This window comes from Micromonospora alfalfae, assembly GCF_022230925.1.
Lineage (GTDB): Bacteria > Actinomycetota > Actinomycetes > Mycobacteriales > Micromonosporaceae > Micromonospora > Micromonospora alfalfae.
Map to the genome: position 1 here is coordinate 149,867 of NZ_JAKKFH010000001.1, position 18,127 is coordinate 167,993.

Here is an 18,127-nt window from a genome sequence, read left to right on the forward strand (position 1 = left end):
CAAACGGGATGAACTAGTCGTCCATCCCCTTGCCGCGTCGACCGGACACCCGGGCGATCTCCCGGTCCGCGTCCCGCTTGGCGAGGTCCTGGCGCTTGTCGTACGACTTCTTGCCCTTGGCCAGGGCGATCTCGACCTTGGCCCAGCCGTCCGAGAAGTAGACCTGCAACGGGACGATGGTGAAACCGCCCTCGCGGGTCCTGCCGAGGAGCTTGTCGATCTCCCCCCGGTTCAGCAGCAGCTTGCGGGTACGCCGGGGCTCATGGTTGGTCCAGGTGCCCTGGGTGTACTCCGGGATGTGCATCGCGTGCAGGAACAACTCGCCGTCACGTTCCTGCGCGAACGCGTCGACAAGTGACGCTCTTCCGGCCCGAAGCGACTTGACCTCGGTGCCGGTCAGCGCCATGCCCGCCTCGTACGTGTCGAAGATGGCGTAGTCGTGACGCGCCTTCTTGTTGGAGGCGACCACCTTGCGCCCCTTTTCCCGTGGCATCGGTGCCACCCCCTCTCCTGGCGTCCGCGGCCGGGCTCACCCCGGCCGGACAACCGATCATGCTACCCGAATGACAAGGACCCTCCCGCGCCGTTTATTTCCGGCTGCGGGAGGGTCCTCGGGAGGCGACGGGACGACCCGTACGGTGCCTAGACCCGCAGGTAGAAGCGCAGGGTGATCCAGGCGGTGCCCGCGCTGACCAGACCACCGACGCCGGCCATCAGCGGGAAGATGAACAGGATGTCGCCCCAGGTGATCGGCGAGAGCAGACCCTGCAACGCGCTCAACGACCCGTCGAAGAGCAGATACTTCGCCGCGACCAGGGCCACCAGACCGAGCAGTGAACCGATCAGGCCGGCCACCACGGCCTCCAGCACGAACGGCGCCTGGATGAACCAGTTGGACGCGCCAACCAGCTTCATGACCGCCACCTCACGCCGCTTGCTGTACGCGGCCACCTGAATGGTGTTCGCGACCAGCAGCAGGGCGGCGATCGCCATCACGATGGCGGCAGCCAGGGCGATGTTCTGGATCGAGGTGAGGATGTTGAAGATCTTGTCGAGCAGTCGACTCTGGTCGATGATCTCCTCGACGCCCGCGGTGTCCTTGTACTGCTCGTAGACGTCCTTGTACTGCTCCGGGTTGTTCAGTTTGAGCCGGAACGCCTCGGGAAGCTGGTCCGGCTTGACCGCGTTCACCAGGTCCGGCGCGTCCTGGTACATCTCCTTGAAGCGCTTGTACGCCTCGTCCTTGTTGACGTAGAGGACGTCCTTGACCAGGGGGTCGCTGTCGAGCTTGGTCTGGAGGTCGGTGCGCTCCTGCTCGGTCACCTCCTGGGTCAAGAAGATCGAGACTTCGATGTTCTTGTAGTAGAGGTCCTTCATGTCGTCGACCTGGCGGTACATGAGACCGCTGGCGCCGAGCATGGTCAGCGAGACCGCCATCGTGATGATCATCGCGATGGACATGGTCACGTTGCGCCACAGTCCGACCAGTACCTCGGACAGGACGTATTTCACGCGCATCGGGATTTCCTCCGGGTCTCCGGCATGAGGTGTTCGTCGTCAGGCTGCGCAGGGGTGGAGCGCCGGCTCACCCGTAGACGCCGCGGGCCTGGTCACGCACGATGCGACCGCTCTCAATCTCAACGACGCGGCGGCGCATCTGGTTCACGATGTTGGAGTCGTGGGTGACCATCACGACGGTCGTGCCGGTGCGGTTGATCCGGTCCAGCAGGCGCATGATCTCAATCGAGGTGTCCGGGTCCAGGTTTCCGGTGGGCTCGTCCGCCAGCAGGATCAGCGGACGGTTCACGAACGCCCGGGCGACGGCGACCCGCTGCTGCTCACCACCGGAGAGCTCGTGCGGGTAGCGGTGCTCCTTGCCACCGAGCCCGACCAACTCCAGCACCTCCGGCACGACCCGGCGGGCAACCGCCTTCGTCTTGCCGATCACCTCGAGGGCGAACGCCACGTTCTCGTAGGCGGTGCGGTTGGGCAGCAGCCGGAAGTCCTGGAAGACGCAGCCGATCGAGCGCCGGAAGTGGGGTCGCTTCCAGGAACGCATCGACGTGACGTCCTTGCCGTTGACGACGACGCGCCCCTTGTTGGGGGCCACCTCGTGCAGCAGCATTTTGATGATCGTGGACTTGCCGGAGCCGGATGGACCGATGAAGAAGACGAACTCGCCCTTCTCGATCGAGACGGACACGTTGTCGAGCGAAGGCCGGGACGCCTTCGGGTACGTCTTCGTCACTTGCTCAAGCTGAATCACGGGTGGTGAGTCTACGCGGTGTAACAACTGAGCCAAGCCCCACGCCCCGCCGATCCGGCACGAGTCGTCGAATCAGGCTCCTACCTGGAGATCGACGACGCGCTCCGCCCGCGCGCCGTCACGCACCGTCGTTGGCGAGCTGCCGCTGCTTGCGCCAACGGATGCCGGCCTCGATGAAATCGTCGAGGTCGCCGTCGAAGACCCCGCTCGGATTGCCGGTCTCCTGCTCGGTTCGGAGATCCTTCACCATCTGATACGGGTGCAGGACGTAGGAGCGCATCTGGTCGCCCCACGAGCTCGTGCTGCCGCTCTTGAGGCCGGCCATCTTCTCTTCCTCCTCCTGGCGCTTGCGCTCCAGGAGCCGGGCCTGGAGCACCCGCAGCGCGGAGGCCTTGTTCTGCAGCTGGGACTTCTCGTTCTGGCAGGTCACCACGATGCCGGTCGGGATGTGCGTCAGGCGCACCGCCGAGTCGGTCGTGTTGACGCTCTGCCCACCAGGCCCGGAGGAGCGGTAGACATCGACCCGAACCTCGTTCTCCGGGATGTCGATGTGGTCGGTCTGCTCGGTGACCGGCAGAACCTCGACGCCCGCGAAGCTGGTCTGCCGACGACCCTGGTTGTCGAACGGGCTGATCCGGACCAGCCGGTGCGTGCCCGACTCGACGCTGAGCGTGCCGTACGCGTACGGCACCTTGACCGCGAAGGTGGCCGACTTCAGGCCCGCCTCCTCGGCGTACGAGGTCTCGTAGACCTCGGTGGGGTAGCCGTGCCGCTCCGCCCAGCGCAGGTACATCCGCAGCAGCATCTCGGCGAAGTCCGCGGCATCCACGCCACCCGCACCGGCCCGGATGGCGACCAGCGCCTCCCGGGAGTCGTACTCGCCGGAGAGCAGGGTACGGACCTCCATCTCCTGGATGGCCTTGGTCAACCCGGTGATCTCCGACTCGACCTCGGTCAGCACACCCGGGTCGGCCTCGGCCTCGGCCAGCTCCAACAGCACCTGGGCGTCGTCGAGGCCGGAACGCAGGCTGCCCAGCTTGCTGATCTCGCCGTTGACGTACGACAGCTGCGAGGTCACCTGCTGGGCCTTGGCCTGGTCGTCCCACAGGTCGGGGGCGGATGCCTCCTGCTCCAGGCGGGCCTTGTCCTCGTGGAGCCGGTCGAGGTTGAGGACGGCCTCGATGTTTCGCAGGGTCGCGTCGAGTTCCTTGAGCTGTTCGGCGTAATCGGCAGCGGTCACGACAGACAAGCGTACTGTGCCGGGAGCGGAGCAGCTCGTTCCCTATGCACGAACCCGCTGACCGTCACCCGACGGGGGCGGACTTCAACCACGACAGGGCCGCCCGGTGGTAGGCGACGGCGAACTCCAGCGCGCTGGCGTCGTACGTCTCGCCGTCCCGTTTGGCGTTCTTCACCTGCTCCCGGACCTGGGCGAGGGCCTCGGTGTGGTATTCGTTGGCCGAGGCGTACAGGCCCTTCAGCTGGCTGGCCGAGTGCAGGTTGCCGAAGGCCATCCGGAGCGCTATCGGGTTGCGGATGGTGTCCCGCCCCGGGTTCTCCGCGAGCCAGCGGGAAAACGTCCGTTTTCCGCTGGCGGTGAGTGCGTAGGGCTGGCTCATCCGCGGGCCCGGCTTGCCGAGCCGCACGTAACCCCGCTCAGCCAGCACCGGCAACTCGCGGTACACCTGACTGCGGGTCATCGACCAGTACGGCGCCAGACGGCGCTCAGCGGCGGCCATCAACTGACCGCCTGTCATCGGGCCCTCGTGGAGGAGGCCGAGCAGGGCCGCCGCCGTAGGGTTGACTCCGGAATCCGCCATGGCCACTACGCTGCCACTTTGCGCACCCGGCGTCCAGGATTTGCCGGTTTGCCACCCGACAGGACTTCCTAAGTGCACTGTCGGCGGCAGACTGTCCGCTGAGGACTATCGATGGATTGCCACATTCCGGGCGTCCGCCGGCGGCGCCCACGCGCCGCCGGCGGGTCGTCGCCGGTCAGCCCATGTGCGGGTACGTGTGGTCGGTCGGCGGAACGAAGGTCTCCTTGATCGTCCGCGGGGAGACCCAGCGGACCAGGTTCAGCCAGGAGCCGGCCTTGTCGTTGGTGCCGCTGGCACGGGCGCCGCCGAAGGGCTGCTGCCCGACCACCGCGCCGGTCGGCTTGTCGTTGATGTAGAAGTTGCCGGCCGCGTACCGCATGCGCTCGCCGACCGACTCGACGACCCGGCGGTCGGTGGCGAACACCGAGCCGGTCAGCGCGTACGGGGCGATCGACTCCGCCTGCGCGACCACGTCGTCGAAGCGGGCGTCGTCGAACACGTGCACGCCCAGGATCGGCCCGAAGTACTCGGTGGTGAAGGTCTCGTGGGCGGCGTCGCCGCACTCGAAGAGCGTCGGTCGCACGAAGTAGCCGACCGAGTCGTCGGCGGTGCCACCGGCCAGCACCCGGCAACTGTCGTCACCGGCGATCAGCTCCAGCGCGGCGGTGTGCCGGGCGAACGCCTTGTCGTCGATCACCGCGCCGCCGAAGTTGCCGAAGTCGGCCACGTCACCGTAGGTCAGCGAGTCGGCGGTGGCGGCCAGCCGGTCCCGCAGCCCACCCTCCCAGATCGAGCGCGGCACGTACGCCCGCGAGGCCGCCGAGCACTTCTGGCCCTGGTACTCGTACGCGCCACGGATCAGCGCGGTGTGCAACGCGTCAACGTCTGCGCTGGTGTGCGCGACGACGAAGTCCTTGCCGCCGGTCTCGCCGACCAGGCGCGGGTAGCCCCGGTAACGGGAGATGTTGTCTCCCACCGTCCGCCACAACTGCTGGAACACCTTCGTCGAACCGGTGAAGTGGATGCCGGCCAGATCCGGGTCGGCGAGCACGACATCCGAGACCTCCTCGCCCCGGCCGGTGACCATGTTGATCACGCCGGGCGGCAGGCCGGCGGCCTCGAACAGCCGCATGGTGAAGTGCGCGGCGAACTGCTGGGTCGGCCCCGGCTTCCAGACCACCGTGTTGCCCAGCAGGGCCGGCGCCGACGGCAGGTTGCCGGCGATGGCGGTGAAGTTGAACGGGGTGACCGCGTAGACGAAGCCCTCCAGCGGGCGGTGGTCGAAGCGGTTCCAGACGCCGGGCGAGGACGCCGGCTGCTCCTCGAGCAGGCGACGCGCGAAGTGCACGTTGAACCGCAGGAAGTCGATGAACTCGCACGCCGCGTCGATCTCAGCCTGGATCGCGGTCTTCGACTGGCCGAGCATGGTGGCGGCGTTGAGCGTGTCCCGCCAGGGGCCGGCGAGCAGCTCGGCGGCGCGCAGGAAGATCGCGGCGCGTTCCTCGAAGGGCAGCGCCCGCCACATGGGTGCGGCGTCCTTTGCCGCCCTGGTCGCGGCGCGCGCGTCGTCGTGGGTGGCGTGCGCGGTCACCCCCAGCACGTGGGCGTGCTTGTGCGGCTGCACCACGTTGATCGGGTCACCGCCGGCCATCCGCTGCTCACCGCCGATGGTCATCGGCAGGTCGATGCGCTCGGCGGCGAGTTCGGTCAGCCGCCGCTGGAGCCGGTCCCGGTCGGGGCTGCCCGGCTCGTAGTTGCGAACCGGCTCGTTGCGCGGCTCGGGAACGGAGAACACGGCATCCATCAAGGCTCCTGGCGATCTCGACAGCAGTGGCGAAACCGGACCCGCGGGCACCGACCGGATGGCCGGACACCGGACGCCGCACGGGAGGCCGAGCAGCGGCGGGACCTCCCCTGATTCTCCCACGACGGGCCACGCGACCCACCTCCGCCACCGCCCTGCGCCAAGGACCGCCCCACCCCTCCTCCCCTTACCGACCGCTCTCGATCCGTCCCGGGGCGACAGCCAGCCCAGCGGGCCCGCGTACCCTGAATGGTCGGTGACCTGCCGCCTCGAAGGGGAGACGATGACCAAGCAGCCCGGCCGCGTCCCGGCCGCTGAGTCGGACGAGCCGGCGGTCGACGCGGCCAGCGCCGGCAGTCGGCCGCTGCCCGCCCCCGGCGCCGCAGTGCTCGCGCTGCTGGCGCTCGGTTGGCTGGCCGCCATGCTCTGGTCCACCCGGGAGGCCATCACCTCGGCGGCGGCCGGGGTCACCGCGATCAGCCTCTCCGCGTTCGCCCTGCCCGGCGTGATCTCGGCCGCGCTGGTGGCCGGGGCGGCCGTCGCACTGGCCGGTGGCAACCTGCTGGCCCGCCGCTACGGCGACTGGGCCACCCTTCGCTTCGCCGGGGCGATCGGCGGCGGAATGCTGGTCGGGCTTGCTGCCGCGGTGGCCATCAACCTCACCTACTTCGACACGTCCACCACCAACGTGATCGCCGGCACCACGGCGGCTGCGGCGATCATCGGGGGCGCGCTGGCCGGCGCGCGAACCGCCCCGGCGGTCGGAGCTGTCATCACCGCCGCGCTGGGCACGCTGATCTTCGTTGTCGCGTTCAGCCGCGCCCGGGACCCGCTGTTCGACCTCTTCGGCTCCGGCGACAGCCAGGAATCGTTGATCAACGCGGCCAAGTGGGTGTCGCGTACCGAATCGCTCGTCGCCGGGCTGCTCGCCGGGCTACTGGCCTTCGGATACCTGACCTGGGCACGGCGTCGAGCCGTCCGCCGCGATCCCGAGGCCCCGGCGCTGCGCTGGCCGGCCTACCTGCTCGCCGGCGCCGGGCCGGGGCTCCTCCTGCTGCTCGCCGAAGTGATCATCAGGGTTGGCGGCCGGTCGCTGCTCGACCTTGCCAGCGCGCTCAGTGAGGCGGACGCGGTAGCCCAGACATCGCTGGGCACCTCGCGGGTGGACAACGGCATCTGGGTGCTCTTCGTGGGGGCGCTCACCGCGCTCATCGCGTTCGGCCGCACGCTCAGCCCGGCCCACGGCGACGACGACGAACCGACCCACCGCCCGGACCCCGTCACGGACCAGGTCGACCCGGCGGACGACAAGCCGGGCTACGCCAAGGCGTTCGACGCCGACCCGGCCGAGACGTTCGACGCAGCCGACGCGGCCGACGCGGACCCGGCGAAGGCTGACCCGGCTCGCTGACGCCTGACCGCAGCCCTTGTTGCCGGGCCGGGACGCTGGTTCCGTTGACGTCATCTCCGAGGGCGACTGGAAACTGATCAACCCCTGACCGAGACGTCCCTTAAGCCCGGGCCGGATGTCCGACTCAGGCTGCTACCGGGGGCGGCGTCCGGCTCAGTCGGTAGCGCGTAGCAGCTCGTCCAGCTCCGTCACGTCGTACCACTCCAGCTCGTGGTCCTCTGCGCCGTCGACGGTGAACTGGGCATCAGGGTCACCAGCCGCCGCCTCGGCCACGACGTCGACCGCCGCGCCGACCTCCTCGGCCGCATCCGCGCCGTCCACGTGGATTGCCGCGACGGCGCCCACCGGCACGGCGTCGGTCAACGTCACAGCGCTGGAGCCCAACTCACCGTCGCCACGCCCGATCGCTGCCGCCGGCAGGTCGACCGAGATGACCACGCGACGGCGGGGAGCGGTCGGGTCGGCCCGGAGCAGGTGCAGGGCGTCCTGGGCAGCCCGGGTGAAGGCGACGTACTCCAACTCCTCCTCGTCACCCTCGGCGTACCACTCGCGCAGGGCCGGAGTCACGGCGTGCGCCTGGTCGGCGGCCAGCCCTTCCGCACGCAGCCGGGCCAGCATCGGTACCGTCGCCGGCACGTACACCCGGACAAGCTCGTCGGTCACCTGTCGTCTCCCCGCGTCGTCCACCACCGGCGGACGCCGGCACGGGCGCCGATCATGCCGCACGCCGTGACCGTCATACACCCCGCCTCCGGCCGGAGGAAGTTCCCAGCCGGTGTGTCCCGCGTGGTTGGTCCGCCACCGACCCGGTGCGGTGCTGGGCGGCGAGGGCTGTCGGTGGCAAACTGAGCCAAACGACATCAACCCCGGGAGTTCCTGTGGAGCCGAGGTTCCTGCTGCTCTCCGACGTGGCCGCCGAGCTCAACGTGTCGGACTCGCAGGTCTACCACATGGTGCGCAGCGGAGAACTGCCGGCGATAAAGATCGGCGGACGCGGCCAGTGGCGCGTCGAGCGCGCTCGACTGGAGGAGTACATAGCGCGCAAATATGACGAGACAGCAGACTGGGTGCAGAGCAACCCGCTGGTCGACCGCGACCCCGAGTAGGAGAAGCCCGATTCGCTCTCCAGCCCGACCCCGGAGCATGATCCACTCGGTTTCACGGAAGTCGGGGCGTCAGGGCTGCTGGGACCACGCGATTTCAAGGAACCCGAGTGGATCATGCGCCTTGTCGGGCCGCGGAGGCCACGAAGCATTGACCGAGGCCGTTCTGTCGCTCAGAATCGAGCGTGTCGGAGGCAAACGAAGGCAAACGCAAGATCAAGGGGCCACGATGAGCGGAGCGCGACCCGGTCCTTCCCGACCACCCGTTCGACTGCGCCCCGTTCCGCCCTTCGACCCGCCATACGTGGACGAGACCGACGGGTCGTACTGGCCGGTGGCGACCGACGGTCAACTCGCCCTCGACCTGTTCGCCTCCACCCGGCCCAGCCCGGTCCGGCCGCCGGAGCGGCGAGCAGCCCTGCGCCCGGTGCCCAACCGGTCCATCGCCACCAACCCGGTCGCGTCGTTGCCGCCGTCGACAGCACCGGAAACCACCCGGGCCGCGCACCGCTTCGTCGGCTCCTGCCTGGAGGTGGTCAACGGCTACCGCTCGCCGGCCCAGGTGCGAGCGCTGCTCGACCCGGCCCGGGCGGGCGACCTGCTGACCGAACTCGCCCGCGCATCCGGCCGGGCCGGGACATCCCGCCGCCGCACCGGCCGACCACTGGTCCGGTTGCTACGCCTGCGGGTCTGCGAGCCCCGGGAGGCCGCGGTGGAGGCGGCAGCCGTCCTCACCGGCGCGGCCGGCCGAAGTTGGGCGATGGCACTGCGCCTCGAACATCGCCGGGGCCGCTGGCTCTGCGTTGCCCTGCACGTGCTCTGACCCCACCTGCCCCGCTCGCCGGCGAGGCTCACAAGACACCGACGGGCCCCGGCCTGCTCGGCCGGGACCCGTCGGTCAGACGCTGTCGGTGCAGCTGCCGTTGGTCAGTTGCCGCCGTTGGGTGCGCCGTGGCAGCGCTTGTACTTGCGGCCCGAGCCACACGGGCACGGCGCGTTGCGGGACGGGCCGTTGCTCGCCTCCGCCTGGTTCGGTGCCGGCCGACGGGCGGCGGCCGACGGCACTGCCGGGCCACGCAGCCCGGATGCCGGCCGCTGCGGCGCGGACGGCGCGCTCCGCCCCGGTGCCGCCGGAGCACCCGGAGCCGGTCGGCCCACACCGAGCGCCGGAGCCTGCTGCTCGGCCTGCTCCACGGCGACAGCGCCCGGGCTGGCCTCACCGTCGATGGTGGGGGCGGAGTATTGCAGCCCCTGCCGACGCGGCGCCTGGTTGAGGCCCTTGGCCCGGATCTCCACCGGCTTGTCGAGCAGGGTGACCTCGTCGGCCCCCTCCTCCGGCTCCGGTTCGGTCACCTGGACGTCGACGTTGTAGAGGAAACCGACGGTCTCCTCCTTGATGCCGTCCATCATGGTGGCGAACATGTCGAAGCCCTCGCGCTGGTATTCCACCACCGGGTCGCGCTGGGCGTACGCCCGGAGGTTGATGCCCTCCTGGAGGTAGTCCATCTCGTAGAGGTGCTCGCGCCACTTGCGGTCGATGACCTGGAGCAGCACCATCCGCTCGAGCTGGCGCACCCCCTCAGTGCCGAGCTGCTCCTCACGCCGGTCGTACGCGGCGTTGGCGTCGTCCTTGAGGCGGGCGACCAGGAAGTCGCTGTCCATGCCGGCCCGGGAGCCACCGGCTTCCTCTTCCAACTCCTCGATCGTCACGCCGACCGGGTAGAGCTGCTTGAGGCTGGACCAGAGCTGCTCAAGGTCCCAGTCTTCGCCGTAGCCGTCCGAGGTGGCACCCCGCACGTACGCCTCGACGGTGTCGTCGATCATGTTGCGAACCTGGTCGGAGAGGTCTTCACCGTTGAGCACCCGGAGCCGCTCGGCGTAGACGACCTGGCGCTGCTTGTTGAGCACCTCGTCGTACTTGAGCACGTTCTTGCGGATCTCGGCGTTCTGGCCCTCGATCTGGGCCTGGGCGCTCTTGATCTGCCGGGTGACCATCTTCGACTCGATGGGCACGTCCTCCGGGATGTTGAAGCGCTCCATCACCGCCTCGACCGCTCCGGCCCGGAAGCGCCGCATCAGCTCGTCCTGCAGTGACAGGTAGAAACGGGACTCGCCCGGGTCGCCCTGCCGGCCGGCGCGACCACGCAGCTGGTTGTCGATCCGCCGGGACTCGTGCCGCTCGGTGCCCAGCACGTAGAGGCCGCCGGCTGCGGAGACCTCGTCCGCCTCGGCATCGCAGGCCTGCTTCCAGGTGGGAAGGACCTCCTCCATCGCCTTGGCGTACTCTTCCTCGTTTTCCACCGGGTCGAGGCCGCGCTGGCGCAGCTCGTTCGCGGCGAGGAACTCGGCGTTGCCGCCGAGCAGGATGTCGGTGCCGCGACCGGCCATGTTGGTCGCCACTGTGACGGCGCCCTTACGCCCCGCCTGGGCGACGATCTCGGCCTCCCGGGCGTGGAACTTGGCGTTCAGCACGTTGTGCGGGATGCCACGGCGGCGCAGCAGTTGGGAGAGGATCTCGGAGTTTTCCACCGAGACGGTGCCCACCAGCACCGGCTGGCCCATCTGGTGCCGCTCGGCGATGTCCTCGATGACGGCGTTGAACTTGGCCTTCTCCGTCTTGTAGATGACGTCCGGCCGGTCCTCGCGAACCATCGGGCGGTGGGTCGGGATGGTCACGACGCCGACCTTGTAGACCTTGTTGAACTCGCTCGCCTCGGTCTGCGCCGTACCGGTCATCCCGGACAGCTTCTCGTAGAGGCGGAAGTAGTTCTGGAGGGTGATGGTGGCCAGGGTCTGGTTCTCCTGCTTGATCTCCACCCCCTCCTTGGCCTCGATCGCCTGGTGCATGCCCTCGTTGTAGCGACGGCCGTGCAGGATGCGACCGGTGAACTCGTCGACGATCAGGACCTCACCGTCGCTGACGATGTAGTCCTTGTCGCGCTTGTAGAGCTCCTTGGCCTTGATGGCGTTGTTGAGGTAGCCGACCAGCGGGGTGTTCACCGACTCGTACAGGTTGTCGATGCCGAGCCGGTCCTCGACCTTGGCGACACCCCGCTCGGTCACCGCGATGGTGCGCTTGGAGTGGTCGACCTCGTAGTCGCCCTCGCCGTCGGTGCCGGGCTGGAGCCTGGCCACCACGCCGGCGAACTCGCCGTACCAGCGGGCGGAATGCTCGGCCGGGCCGGAGATGATCAGCGGGGTGCGGGCCTCGTCGATCAGGATGGAGTCGACCTCGTCGACCACCGCGAAGTTGTGCCCGCGCTGCACCAGCTCGTCTTTCGACCAGGCCATGTTGTCGCGCAGGTAGTCGAAGCCGAACTCGTTGTTGGTGCCGTAGGTGATGTCGCACTCGTAGGCGGCCTTGTGCTCGGTGGCCGGCCGGTTGGGCAGGACCACGCCGACGGTCAGCCCGAGGAACTCGTGCACCCGGCCCATCCACGCCGCGTCACGCTGGGCGAGGTAGTCGTTGACCGTGATCACGTGGACGCCCTTGCCGGAGAGCGCGTTGAGGTAGACGGCCATGACCGAGGTCAGCGTCTTACCCTCACCGGTCTTCATCTCGGCGATGTTGCCGAAGTGCAGCGCCGCGCCGCCCATCACCTGGACGTCGTACGGGCGCTGGCCGAGCACCCTGGCAGCCGCTTCGCGGGCCACCGCGAACGCCTCCGGCAGCAGGTCGTCGAGGGTCTCGCCCTCGTCGAGCCGCTCCCGGAACTGCTCGGTCATGCCGGCCAGCTCCTCGTCGGTGAGGTTGACGTAGTCGTCCTCGATCGAGGTGACGGCGGCGGCGATGGCCTTGAGCCGGCGCACCATGCGGCCCTCGCCCGCGTTAAGGACCTTTTCCAGAATCGACACGGATCAACGCTCCCCTAGACAGTCTCGAACCATCGTAGGCGCTCCATCGGCGCGATGGTCACTGGTGGCGGTGCTCGACCCCGCCGAACCCGACATAACTCGCGTCCTGCACACGCCCCAAACGTTATCCGGTTACGCCGTCGGCGAACGCTACGGCAGGATGCACGGGTGGAGCTCGTGGAGATCATCGAGGACGGCGTGCTGCTGCGGCCCTGGCGAGAGACGGATGCCGAGGCCGTGCACCGAGCCTGCCAGGACCCGGACATTCAGCGTTGGACCACCGTACCGCGCCCGTACCGGCCGGAACACGCCCACGGATTTGTCACCGAGATGAGCCGGAAGGCCTGGGCCGAGGGCACCGGGGCGCCATTCGCGGTCTGCGATCCGAGCACCGGGGAACTGCTGGGTTCCAGCGGGCTGATCTCGATCGACAAGGACGGCACCGGCGAGGTCGGCTACTGGACGGCACCCTGGGCGCGTGGTCGGGGCGTGATGGTCCGGGCGACCCGGGCGGTGGCCCGCTGGTCCTTCGACACCCTCGGGCTTCGCCGGCTCATCTGGCAGGCCGAGGTGGGCAACCACGCCTCCCGGCTGGTGGCACTGCGGGCCGGTTTCCGGGTCGACGGCAGGTTGCGGCTGGCCAACCCGGCGCTGCCCGGCAGCGCGGACGGCTGGATCGGCTCGCTGCTGCCCGGCGAGGTGCCGGCCGCCGGGTCGACCGGTCCGGCCGGACCGGGCACCCTCGCCGCCCGGCGGGCCGCCGTCTTCGGCCGCTCGCAGCCCGTCCTGTTCGCCGAGACCGGGGCCGGCGAGCTGCGTCTGCGGCCCATGGAGGAGATGGACCTGGACGCCGTGGTGCAGACCTGCCGGGACCCGGAGAGCATCCGCTGGACGACGGTGCCGGACCCGTACGAGCGTGCCGACGCGCAGGGCTACCAGGCTTACGGTCAGGACGCCTGGGCTCGGGGGGACGCCGCCTGCTTCGTGATCGCCGACTCCGACGACCGTTACGTGGGGACGCTCGACCTGCGGCTCTCCCCCGCCGACCCGCTGCTGGCCGACGTGGGCTTCATGACCGCCCCGGCGGCCCGTGGCCGGGGTCACCTGCCGGCCGCGCTGGTGGCACTGAGCGCCTGGGGGTTCAGCACGCTGGGCCTGGCGCGGATCGAGTGGAAGGCGAACGTGGGCAACACCGCCTCCCGCCGGGCGGCGGAGAAGGCGGGCTTCCTGATCGAGGGGATCGCCCGGGGCGGCGTGCAGCACCGGGGCGAGAGGGTGGACGTGTGGGTCGGGGCACTTCTCGCGAAGGATCTGGGATGAGTCTGCGGCCGGTCGTCGAGGCGCACGGGGTGCGGCTGCGCCCGTTCCGCGCGGAGGACGGCGCCGAGGTGGTCGACGGCTGCGCGGACCCGCTGACTCAACGCTTCGTGTCGAACCTGCCGACCCCGTACACCGGGACCGACGCCCGCTGGTGGATCGAGGTCGGCGCCCCGGCGGCCTGGACCGGCGGCGGCGCTGCGTACGCCGTCGCGGACCCCGCGACGGATCGGCTGCTCGGCGCGGTGGGGCTGAACAACCCGGTGCCCGCCCGGGGTCAGCTGGAGATCGGTTACTGGATGCGACCGGCGGCGCGCGGTCGCGGGCTGGCGACCGCGGCGACCCGCGCGCTGAGCGAGCACGCGTTCGCCGCCGGGGCGGCCAGACTGGAGCTGCTGACCGAACCGGAGAACGGTCCGAGCCAGCGGGTCGCGCTGGCCGCCGGCTTCCGCTACGAGGGTCTGCGCCGGTCCGCCGGTGCGTCCGGCGACGCGGGTCGGCACGATCTGCTGGCCTGGGTACGCGTCGCCGGTGATCCGTCCGGCCCGGCCACCCGGCTGCTGCCCGACCTGCCCGGCGGGGTGCTCACCGACCAGGTGGTGGGGCTGCGCCCACTCGGGCCGGACGACGCGGCGCTGATGTACCGACTGCACAGCCGACCCGAGGTGGTGGCGAACCAGGCGCCACCGGTGCCACCGACCCGCGAGGCGATCGAGCGGCGTTGTCGTCTCGCGCAGAGCGGCTGGCTGACCGGCGAGATCGCCCGGCTGCTGATTCTGGATGTGGCGAGCGGCGAGCCCGTGGGCAGTTGCGGCTTGTCGTACACGGACGTGGCCGCCGGCGAGGCGTCGGTCGGCTACGCGTTGCTGCCGGACTGGCGCGGCCGGGGGTACGCGACGAGGGCGGTCCGGCTGCTCGCGGACTGGGCGTTCGGTCCGGCCGGTATCGCCCGACTGTCGGCGGGCACGGTGCCGGACAACACCGCGTCGCACCGGGTGCTGGAGCGGGTCGGTTTTCAGCGCGAGGGCCTTCAGCGTGGCCGGCTGCCCGGGCTGGCCGGCACCCGTCTGGACGACCTGACCTTCGCGCTACTCCCGGCCGACCTGCGTTGACAGATCATGGAGTTGTGGTGGGCGTTCCCCACCACAACTCCATGATCGACACGGATCGGTTACCGGTCAGGTGGCGAGGGAGATGATGCCGTAGTCATACGCGTGGCGCCGGTAGACGACGCTGGGGCGGCCGGACTCCTTGTCCTGGAAGAGGTAGAAGTCGTGGCCGACCAGCTCCATCTCGAACAAGGCGTCGTCGATGGTCATCGGCTCGGCCGGGTGCACCTTCTCCCGGGCGATGTGCCACGGCTGGTCGTCCTGCTCCTCTTCGACCCGCTCCGCGACAGCGGTGCCGGCGCGGGCGCCGTCGCTCGGCGCGCTCAGCGCGCTGGGCACCAGGTCCGCGACCGGAAGGCCCGCTGTGGCCTCGGCGACGGAGATCGGCGCGTGCCGACCACGGTGTACGCGGCGGCGGTCGGCCGCGCGGCGTAGCCGGGTGTCGAGCTTCGCGATGGCCGCGTCAAGCGCGCTGTAGAAGTCGTTCGTGCAGGCTTCGGCCCGAATCACCGGACCTCGGGAAACGCAGGTGATCTCCACCCGCTGGCAGTGGTCGGCCTGGCGCGGATTGCGCTCGTGAAACAGCTCGACATCAACGCGAATAAGTTTGTGGTCGTAGCGTTCGATCTTCGCGAGTTTCTCGGCTACGTGTACCCGGTAATGGTCCGGCACTTCGACGTTTCGGCCCTTGACCACGATGTCCACGTGACCTCCCTTGTTCGGACGGTCTTCGATCCGGTTGCCCGGCCGCGCGCCGTGGGGAGACCCGCTGGCGTCGACCGGTTGGTACGGCTACGCCTCCTCTCACCGCCAGGGGCGGTTGGAACGACCTCCTACCCCCGACAGCGAAACGCTAACTCCTGTTTGCCCGGCAGTCACCCCATGTTGCCGAGACGGCCCAGGATTTTTCGCAGCTCATACACCAACGGGTGAAACGGAAACACTATCGGTTACGACTGGTGTCTTTTCTCCGTCGCCGCGAGCACCGCCGCCACACTCGGTGCCCATCCTGTGGCGGTCAGCACCCGGCTCGCGGCGGCGAGGGTCACGCCGGTGGTGACGATGTCGTCGAGCAGCACCACCACCGGCGTCGCGCCCCCGGTACGACCCCGGCCCGGCCCGATCGAGCGGGGCTGGAAGGCCGCCTCGGCCGCCGCCGCGCGCCCGGCGCTGTCAAGGGTGACCGAGTCGGGCCGGGGCGACGCCCGCAGCGGACGGTGCACCCGCACCGCCCAACCGCTCCGGTTCAGCCGGGCCGCGCAGTGCCGGGCAAGCCGGTCGAGGTGGTCCCCGTAGCGGGACCGGGCCGCCGCCGCGGTGTCCGGGACCGGAACCAACGCCAGCGGACGGGCCCCGCCAACGGCCGTCGCGACGACCTCGGCGAGCAGAGCGCCGAGCGGGCGAGCCAGCCCGTGTCGGCCGTGTTCCTTGTACGCCAGCAGAGCCTCACGCAGCGGACCCGCGTACGGGCCGAGTGCGACGCAGGACGGCAGGCCCGGCGGGGCGGGTGTGGGGCGGACCGCCCGGGGCCGCAGCTCGCCGAGCACCGCGACACAGGCTGGGCAGACCCCGTGCCGCAGGCCGGGTCGGCGCTCCCGACAACCGGCGCAGTCGGCGGGCAGCACCAGGTCGGCGAGGTCCGCCCAGAGCCCGCTCACCGGGTCAGTAGAGGAAGAACGGGGCGGACGGGCTGCTCGGGCGCACGCCGGTCGGCACCGGGGCGATGTCGCGTACCCGGTCGGGCTCGATCCGTTCGAACGGGCTGCTGCGGTAGGCCACCCCGTTCGCCTCGTACATGTACGCCCCGCTGGACGCCCGCACACTGCGGTTGGTCGGATACGCGGTCAGATGGTTGACCTTGGCACCGAGGTCGGTCTTCAACGGCGTCTCCAGGGCGCCGTCGACACTGATCTCGTAGATCGCCGGTTGGCCGACCGACCCCGCCACCACCAGCTGGTCCTCCCCGCCCCAGTCAACCGCCGTGGGGTTGGTCAGCGAGGTGACCAACTCTCGGGGCGGGCCGACGGAGGCCCCGCCGCCGTCGAGGTTGACCGCGGCGACGTAGAGACGGCCGCCAGCGATCAGTGCCACCCGCTGGCCGTCCAGCGCGGCGGCCACCGCGGTGACCGCGGCGGACGGCAGGTTGAGCGGCACCGGATACATCCGGGCCGCCTCGTCGAACCGGTAGAGCTGCCCGTCGGCCACCACCAGGCCGCGGCTGGGACGGTTGTCGACGGTACGCAGCCAGACCGGTCGGCCGATCGAGGAGTACTCGGTGCCGCTGCGGCTGATCACGGAGACCGGGTCGACGCCGGTGCCCACGGCGAGTCGGTACCGGTTCTTGCCGCTGCCGGCGACCACCATCGCGGCGAGGATCCGGCGGTCCTTGGCCAGCCCGAGGCCGGCGGAGACGACGTTACGGTTGGCCTCGGGTGTCAACGGCACAGTGCCGCTGGGCTCGCCGTCGAAGTCGAGTGGGTGGATCGCCCCGTCGTACACACCGAACCGCTGCGGGCTGGCGGCATACGGATAGAGCACCTGGGAGTCTCGTCGCTCGCCCAGGTCCACCACGGGCTGCGCGTTGTTGCGGACCTTCAACTCCAGCTGACCGGTGAGGTCGCCCAACGACCAGGCGATCTGCGTGATCAACTGATCGATCCCGCTCTGGTCGTCACCGGACATGTCCAGGTTGACCTCCCACCGACCGTTGCCGCCGGTGGCGTTGTTGATCAGCTCGGTGCGGTCCGGAAGCCCGACGACTCCCGGGCGCAACCAGTCGGAGGGACCGCCGACCAGCCACTTCACCACCTCGTTGACCTGCCGCTCGACCGGCACCGCCTGCGGCCGGTAGCGCTGATCGGGCACCAGGCGGCTGCGGTCCGAACTCCAGAAGTAGATCGTCTCGCTCTGGTAGTACTGCTGAAGGGCGGTGTCGCTGAGCAGCAGCACGTTGGGCGGGTTGATCACGTACAAGCCGGCCCGTTCGTCGTTGACGCCGCCGTTGAAGGACGCGCTGCGCAGGCCGAACTCGTACTCCGTCTCGGTCGACACCGGTGGGGCCAGGGTGCCGTTGGCCCGCAGCACGCCGATCTGCTGCACGGCGATCTTCACGGTCGTGGTCGAGTCTCTGTTGAGGGTGTAGACCGCCTCGCGCAGCCGGACCACGTTCAGAGCGACCTCGCTGCCCTTCTTGTCCTGTAGGCGGCTCTTGTCCTCCGGGGCGATGTACGCCTTGACCCGCTCGTACGCCCGATCCGGCTCGCCGGCGGCGGCGGACAGGAAGTTGCGGACGAACGCCTCGTTGACGCTGCCACTGGCCGTCCGCGTCGGTGGCTCACTGCCCCGACTGATCACGCCGGCCTCGGTCGCGGCGCCGCCCTTGCCGTCCACCCGCACGTCGGACGCCGCCGGGATGCCACAGCCGGCCCCCAGCAGCACCATC

General features: G+C 69.9%; 16 protein-coding genes. 5 read left to right on the top strand and 11 right to left on the bottom strand.

What is annotated here, in order from left to right; translation table 11 throughout:
- Window positions 1-13: 13 nt before the first annotated feature.
- The 6 genes from smpB to pruA all read right to left on the bottom strand — a co-directional run bounded on the left by smpB (window position 14) and on the right by pruA (window position 5,890).
- A complete protein-coding gene (gene smpB, locus MED01_RS00705) occupies window positions 14-493 on the bottom strand; it encodes an SsrA-binding protein SmpB (RefSeq protein WP_124854050.1) in 480 nt (159 codons plus the stop codon).
- A gap of 149 nt (window positions 494-642) precedes the next feature.
- Window positions 643-1,518, bottom strand: a complete 876-nt coding sequence (gene ftsX, locus MED01_RS00710) for a permease-like cell division protein FtsX (RefSeq protein ID WP_238666585.1) — start codon at window positions 1,516-1,518, stop codon at window positions 643-645.
- 67 nt (window positions 1,519-1,585) lie between these two features.
- Window positions 1,586-2,266, bottom strand: coding sequence for a cell division ATP-binding protein FtsE (gene ftsE / locus MED01_RS00715; RefSeq protein WP_030331491.1), 681 nt, complete (start codon window positions 2,264-2,266; stop codon window positions 1,586-1,588).
- 118 nt (window positions 2,267-2,384) lie between these two features.
- Window positions 2,385-3,506 (bottom strand): peptide chain release factor 2, encoded by a 1,122-nt coding sequence (gene prfB, locus MED01_RS00720; protein WP_238666586.1) that lies wholly within the window; start codon window positions 3,504-3,506, stop codon window positions 2,385-2,387.
- A 64-nt stretch (window positions 3,507-3,570) separates the two neighbouring features.
- On the bottom strand, window positions 3,571-4,086 hold the full coding sequence (locus tag MED01_RS00725) for a PadR family transcriptional regulator (RefSeq protein ID WP_238666587.1): 516 nt from the start codon (window positions 4,084-4,086) through the stop codon (window positions 3,571-3,573).
- Between the two features lie 175 nt (window positions 4,087-4,261).
- Window positions 4,262-5,890, bottom strand: a complete 1,629-nt coding sequence (gene pruA, locus MED01_RS00730) for an L-glutamate gamma-semialdehyde dehydrogenase (protein ID WP_238666588.1) — start codon at window positions 5,888-5,890, stop codon at window positions 4,262-4,264.
- A gap of 283 nt (window positions 5,891-6,173) precedes the next feature.
- Here pruA and MED01_RS00735 point away from each other — a divergent pair, with 283 nt between their 5' ends.
- Window positions 6,174-7,301 (top strand): hypothetical protein, encoded by a 1,128-nt coding sequence (locus tag MED01_RS00735; protein ID WP_238666589.1) that lies wholly within the window; start codon window positions 6,174-6,176, stop codon window positions 7,299-7,301.
- 153 nt (window positions 7,302-7,454) lie between these two features.
- Here MED01_RS00735 and MED01_RS00740 read toward each other — a convergent pair whose 3' ends face one another.
- Entirely contained in the window at window positions 7,455-7,964 is a 510-nt protein-coding gene (locus MED01_RS00740; RefSeq protein WP_238666590.1) for a DUF6912 family protein, read from the bottom strand.
- Window positions 7,965-8,179: 215 nt separating this feature from the next.
- On the opposite strand from MED01_RS00740, the gene MED01_RS00745 reads away from it, so the two are divergent.
- Window positions 8,180-8,407: a helix-turn-helix domain-containing protein gene (locus MED01_RS00745; protein ID WP_030490852.1), complete on the top strand. Its 228-nt coding sequence runs from the start codon at window positions 8,180-8,182 to the stop codon at window positions 8,405-8,407.
- Window positions 8,408-8,633: 226 nt separating this feature from the next.
- A complete protein-coding gene (locus MED01_RS00750) occupies window positions 8,634-9,227 on the top strand; it encodes an Rv3235 family protein (protein WP_238666591.1) in 594 nt (197 codons plus the stop codon).
- Between the two features lie 104 nt (window positions 9,228-9,331).
- On the opposite strand, the gene secA is transcribed toward MED01_RS00750, so the two are convergent.
- Complete coding sequence (gene secA, locus MED01_RS00755) at window positions 9,332-12,259, bottom strand: preprotein translocase subunit SecA (protein ID WP_238666592.1); 2,928 nt, start codon at window positions 12,257-12,259, stop codon at window positions 9,332-9,334.
- 168 nt (window positions 12,260-12,427) lie between these two features.
- Here secA and MED01_RS00760 point away from each other — a divergent pair, with 168 nt between their 5' ends.
- A complete protein-coding gene (locus tag MED01_RS00760; protein WP_238666593.1) occupies window positions 12,428-13,579 on the top strand; it encodes a GNAT family N-acetyltransferase in 1,152 nt (383 codons plus the stop codon).
- The gene (locus MED01_RS00765) at window positions 13,576-14,688 is read left to right on the top strand and encodes a GNAT family N-acetyltransferase (RefSeq protein WP_238666594.1); all 1,113 of its coding nucleotides are present in this window, start codon (window positions 13,576-13,578) and stop codon (window positions 14,686-14,688) included. The genes MED01_RS00760 and MED01_RS00765 overlap by 4 nt, the downstream gene beginning before the upstream one ends.
- 66 nt (window positions 14,689-14,754) lie before the next feature.
- Here the strand turns inward: MED01_RS00765 and hpf are convergent, their stop codons facing one another.
- The 3 genes from hpf to MED01_RS00780 all read right to left on the bottom strand — a co-directional run bounded on the left by hpf (window position 14,755) and on the right by MED01_RS00780 (window position 18,126).
- Complete coding sequence (hpf, locus tag MED01_RS00770; RefSeq protein WP_210784508.1) at window positions 14,755-15,390, bottom strand: ribosome hibernation-promoting factor, HPF/YfiA family; 636 nt, start codon at window positions 15,388-15,390, stop codon at window positions 14,755-14,757.
- Between the two features lie 245 nt (window positions 15,391-15,635).
- Entirely contained in the window at window positions 15,636-16,343 is a 708-nt protein-coding gene (locus MED01_RS00775; RefSeq protein WP_238666595.1) for a ComF family protein, read from the bottom strand.
- 4 nt (window positions 16,344-16,347) lie between these two features.
- Window positions 16,348-18,126, bottom strand: coding sequence for an LpqB family beta-propeller domain-containing protein (locus MED01_RS00780; RefSeq protein WP_238666749.1), 1,779 nt, complete (start codon window positions 18,124-18,126; stop codon window positions 16,348-16,350).
- Window position 18,127 lies beyond the last annotated feature (1 nt).

What these genes read in the sequence shown, in the direction of transcription:
- MED01_RS00750 (WP_238666591.1), top strand. Translation starts at nt 8,634, where the DNA reads ATGAGCGGAGCGCGACCCGGTCCTTCCCGACCACCCGTTCGACTGCGC.
- MED01_RS00735 (WP_238666589.1), top strand. Translation starts at nt 6,174, where the DNA reads ATGACCAAGCAGCCCGGCCGCGTCCCGGCCGCTGAGTCGGACGAGCCG.
- smpB (WP_124854050.1), bottom strand. Translation starts at nt 493, where the DNA reads ATGCCACGGGAAAAGGGGCGCAAGGTGGTCGCCTCCAACAAGAAGGCG.
- pruA (WP_238666588.1), bottom strand. Translation starts at nt 5,890, where the DNA reads ATGGATGCCGTGTTCTCCGTTCCCGAGCCGCGCAACGAGCCGGTTCGC.
- MED01_RS00780 (WP_238666749.1), bottom strand. Translation starts at nt 18,126, where the DNA reads ATGGTGCTGCTGGGGGCCGGCTGTGGCATCCCGGCGGCGTCCGACGTG.
- MED01_RS00725 (WP_238666587.1), bottom strand. Translation starts at nt 4,086, where the DNA reads ATGGCGGATTCCGGAGTCAACCCTACGGCGGCGGCCCTGCTCGGCCTC.
- MED01_RS00765 (WP_238666594.1), top strand. Translation starts at nt 13,576, where the DNA reads ATGAGTCTGCGGCCGGTCGTCGAGGCGCACGGGGTGCGGCTGCGCCCG.
- ftsX (WP_238666585.1), bottom strand. Translation starts at nt 1,518, where the DNA reads ATGCGCGTGAAATACGTCCTGTCCGAGGTACTGGTCGGACTGTGGCGC.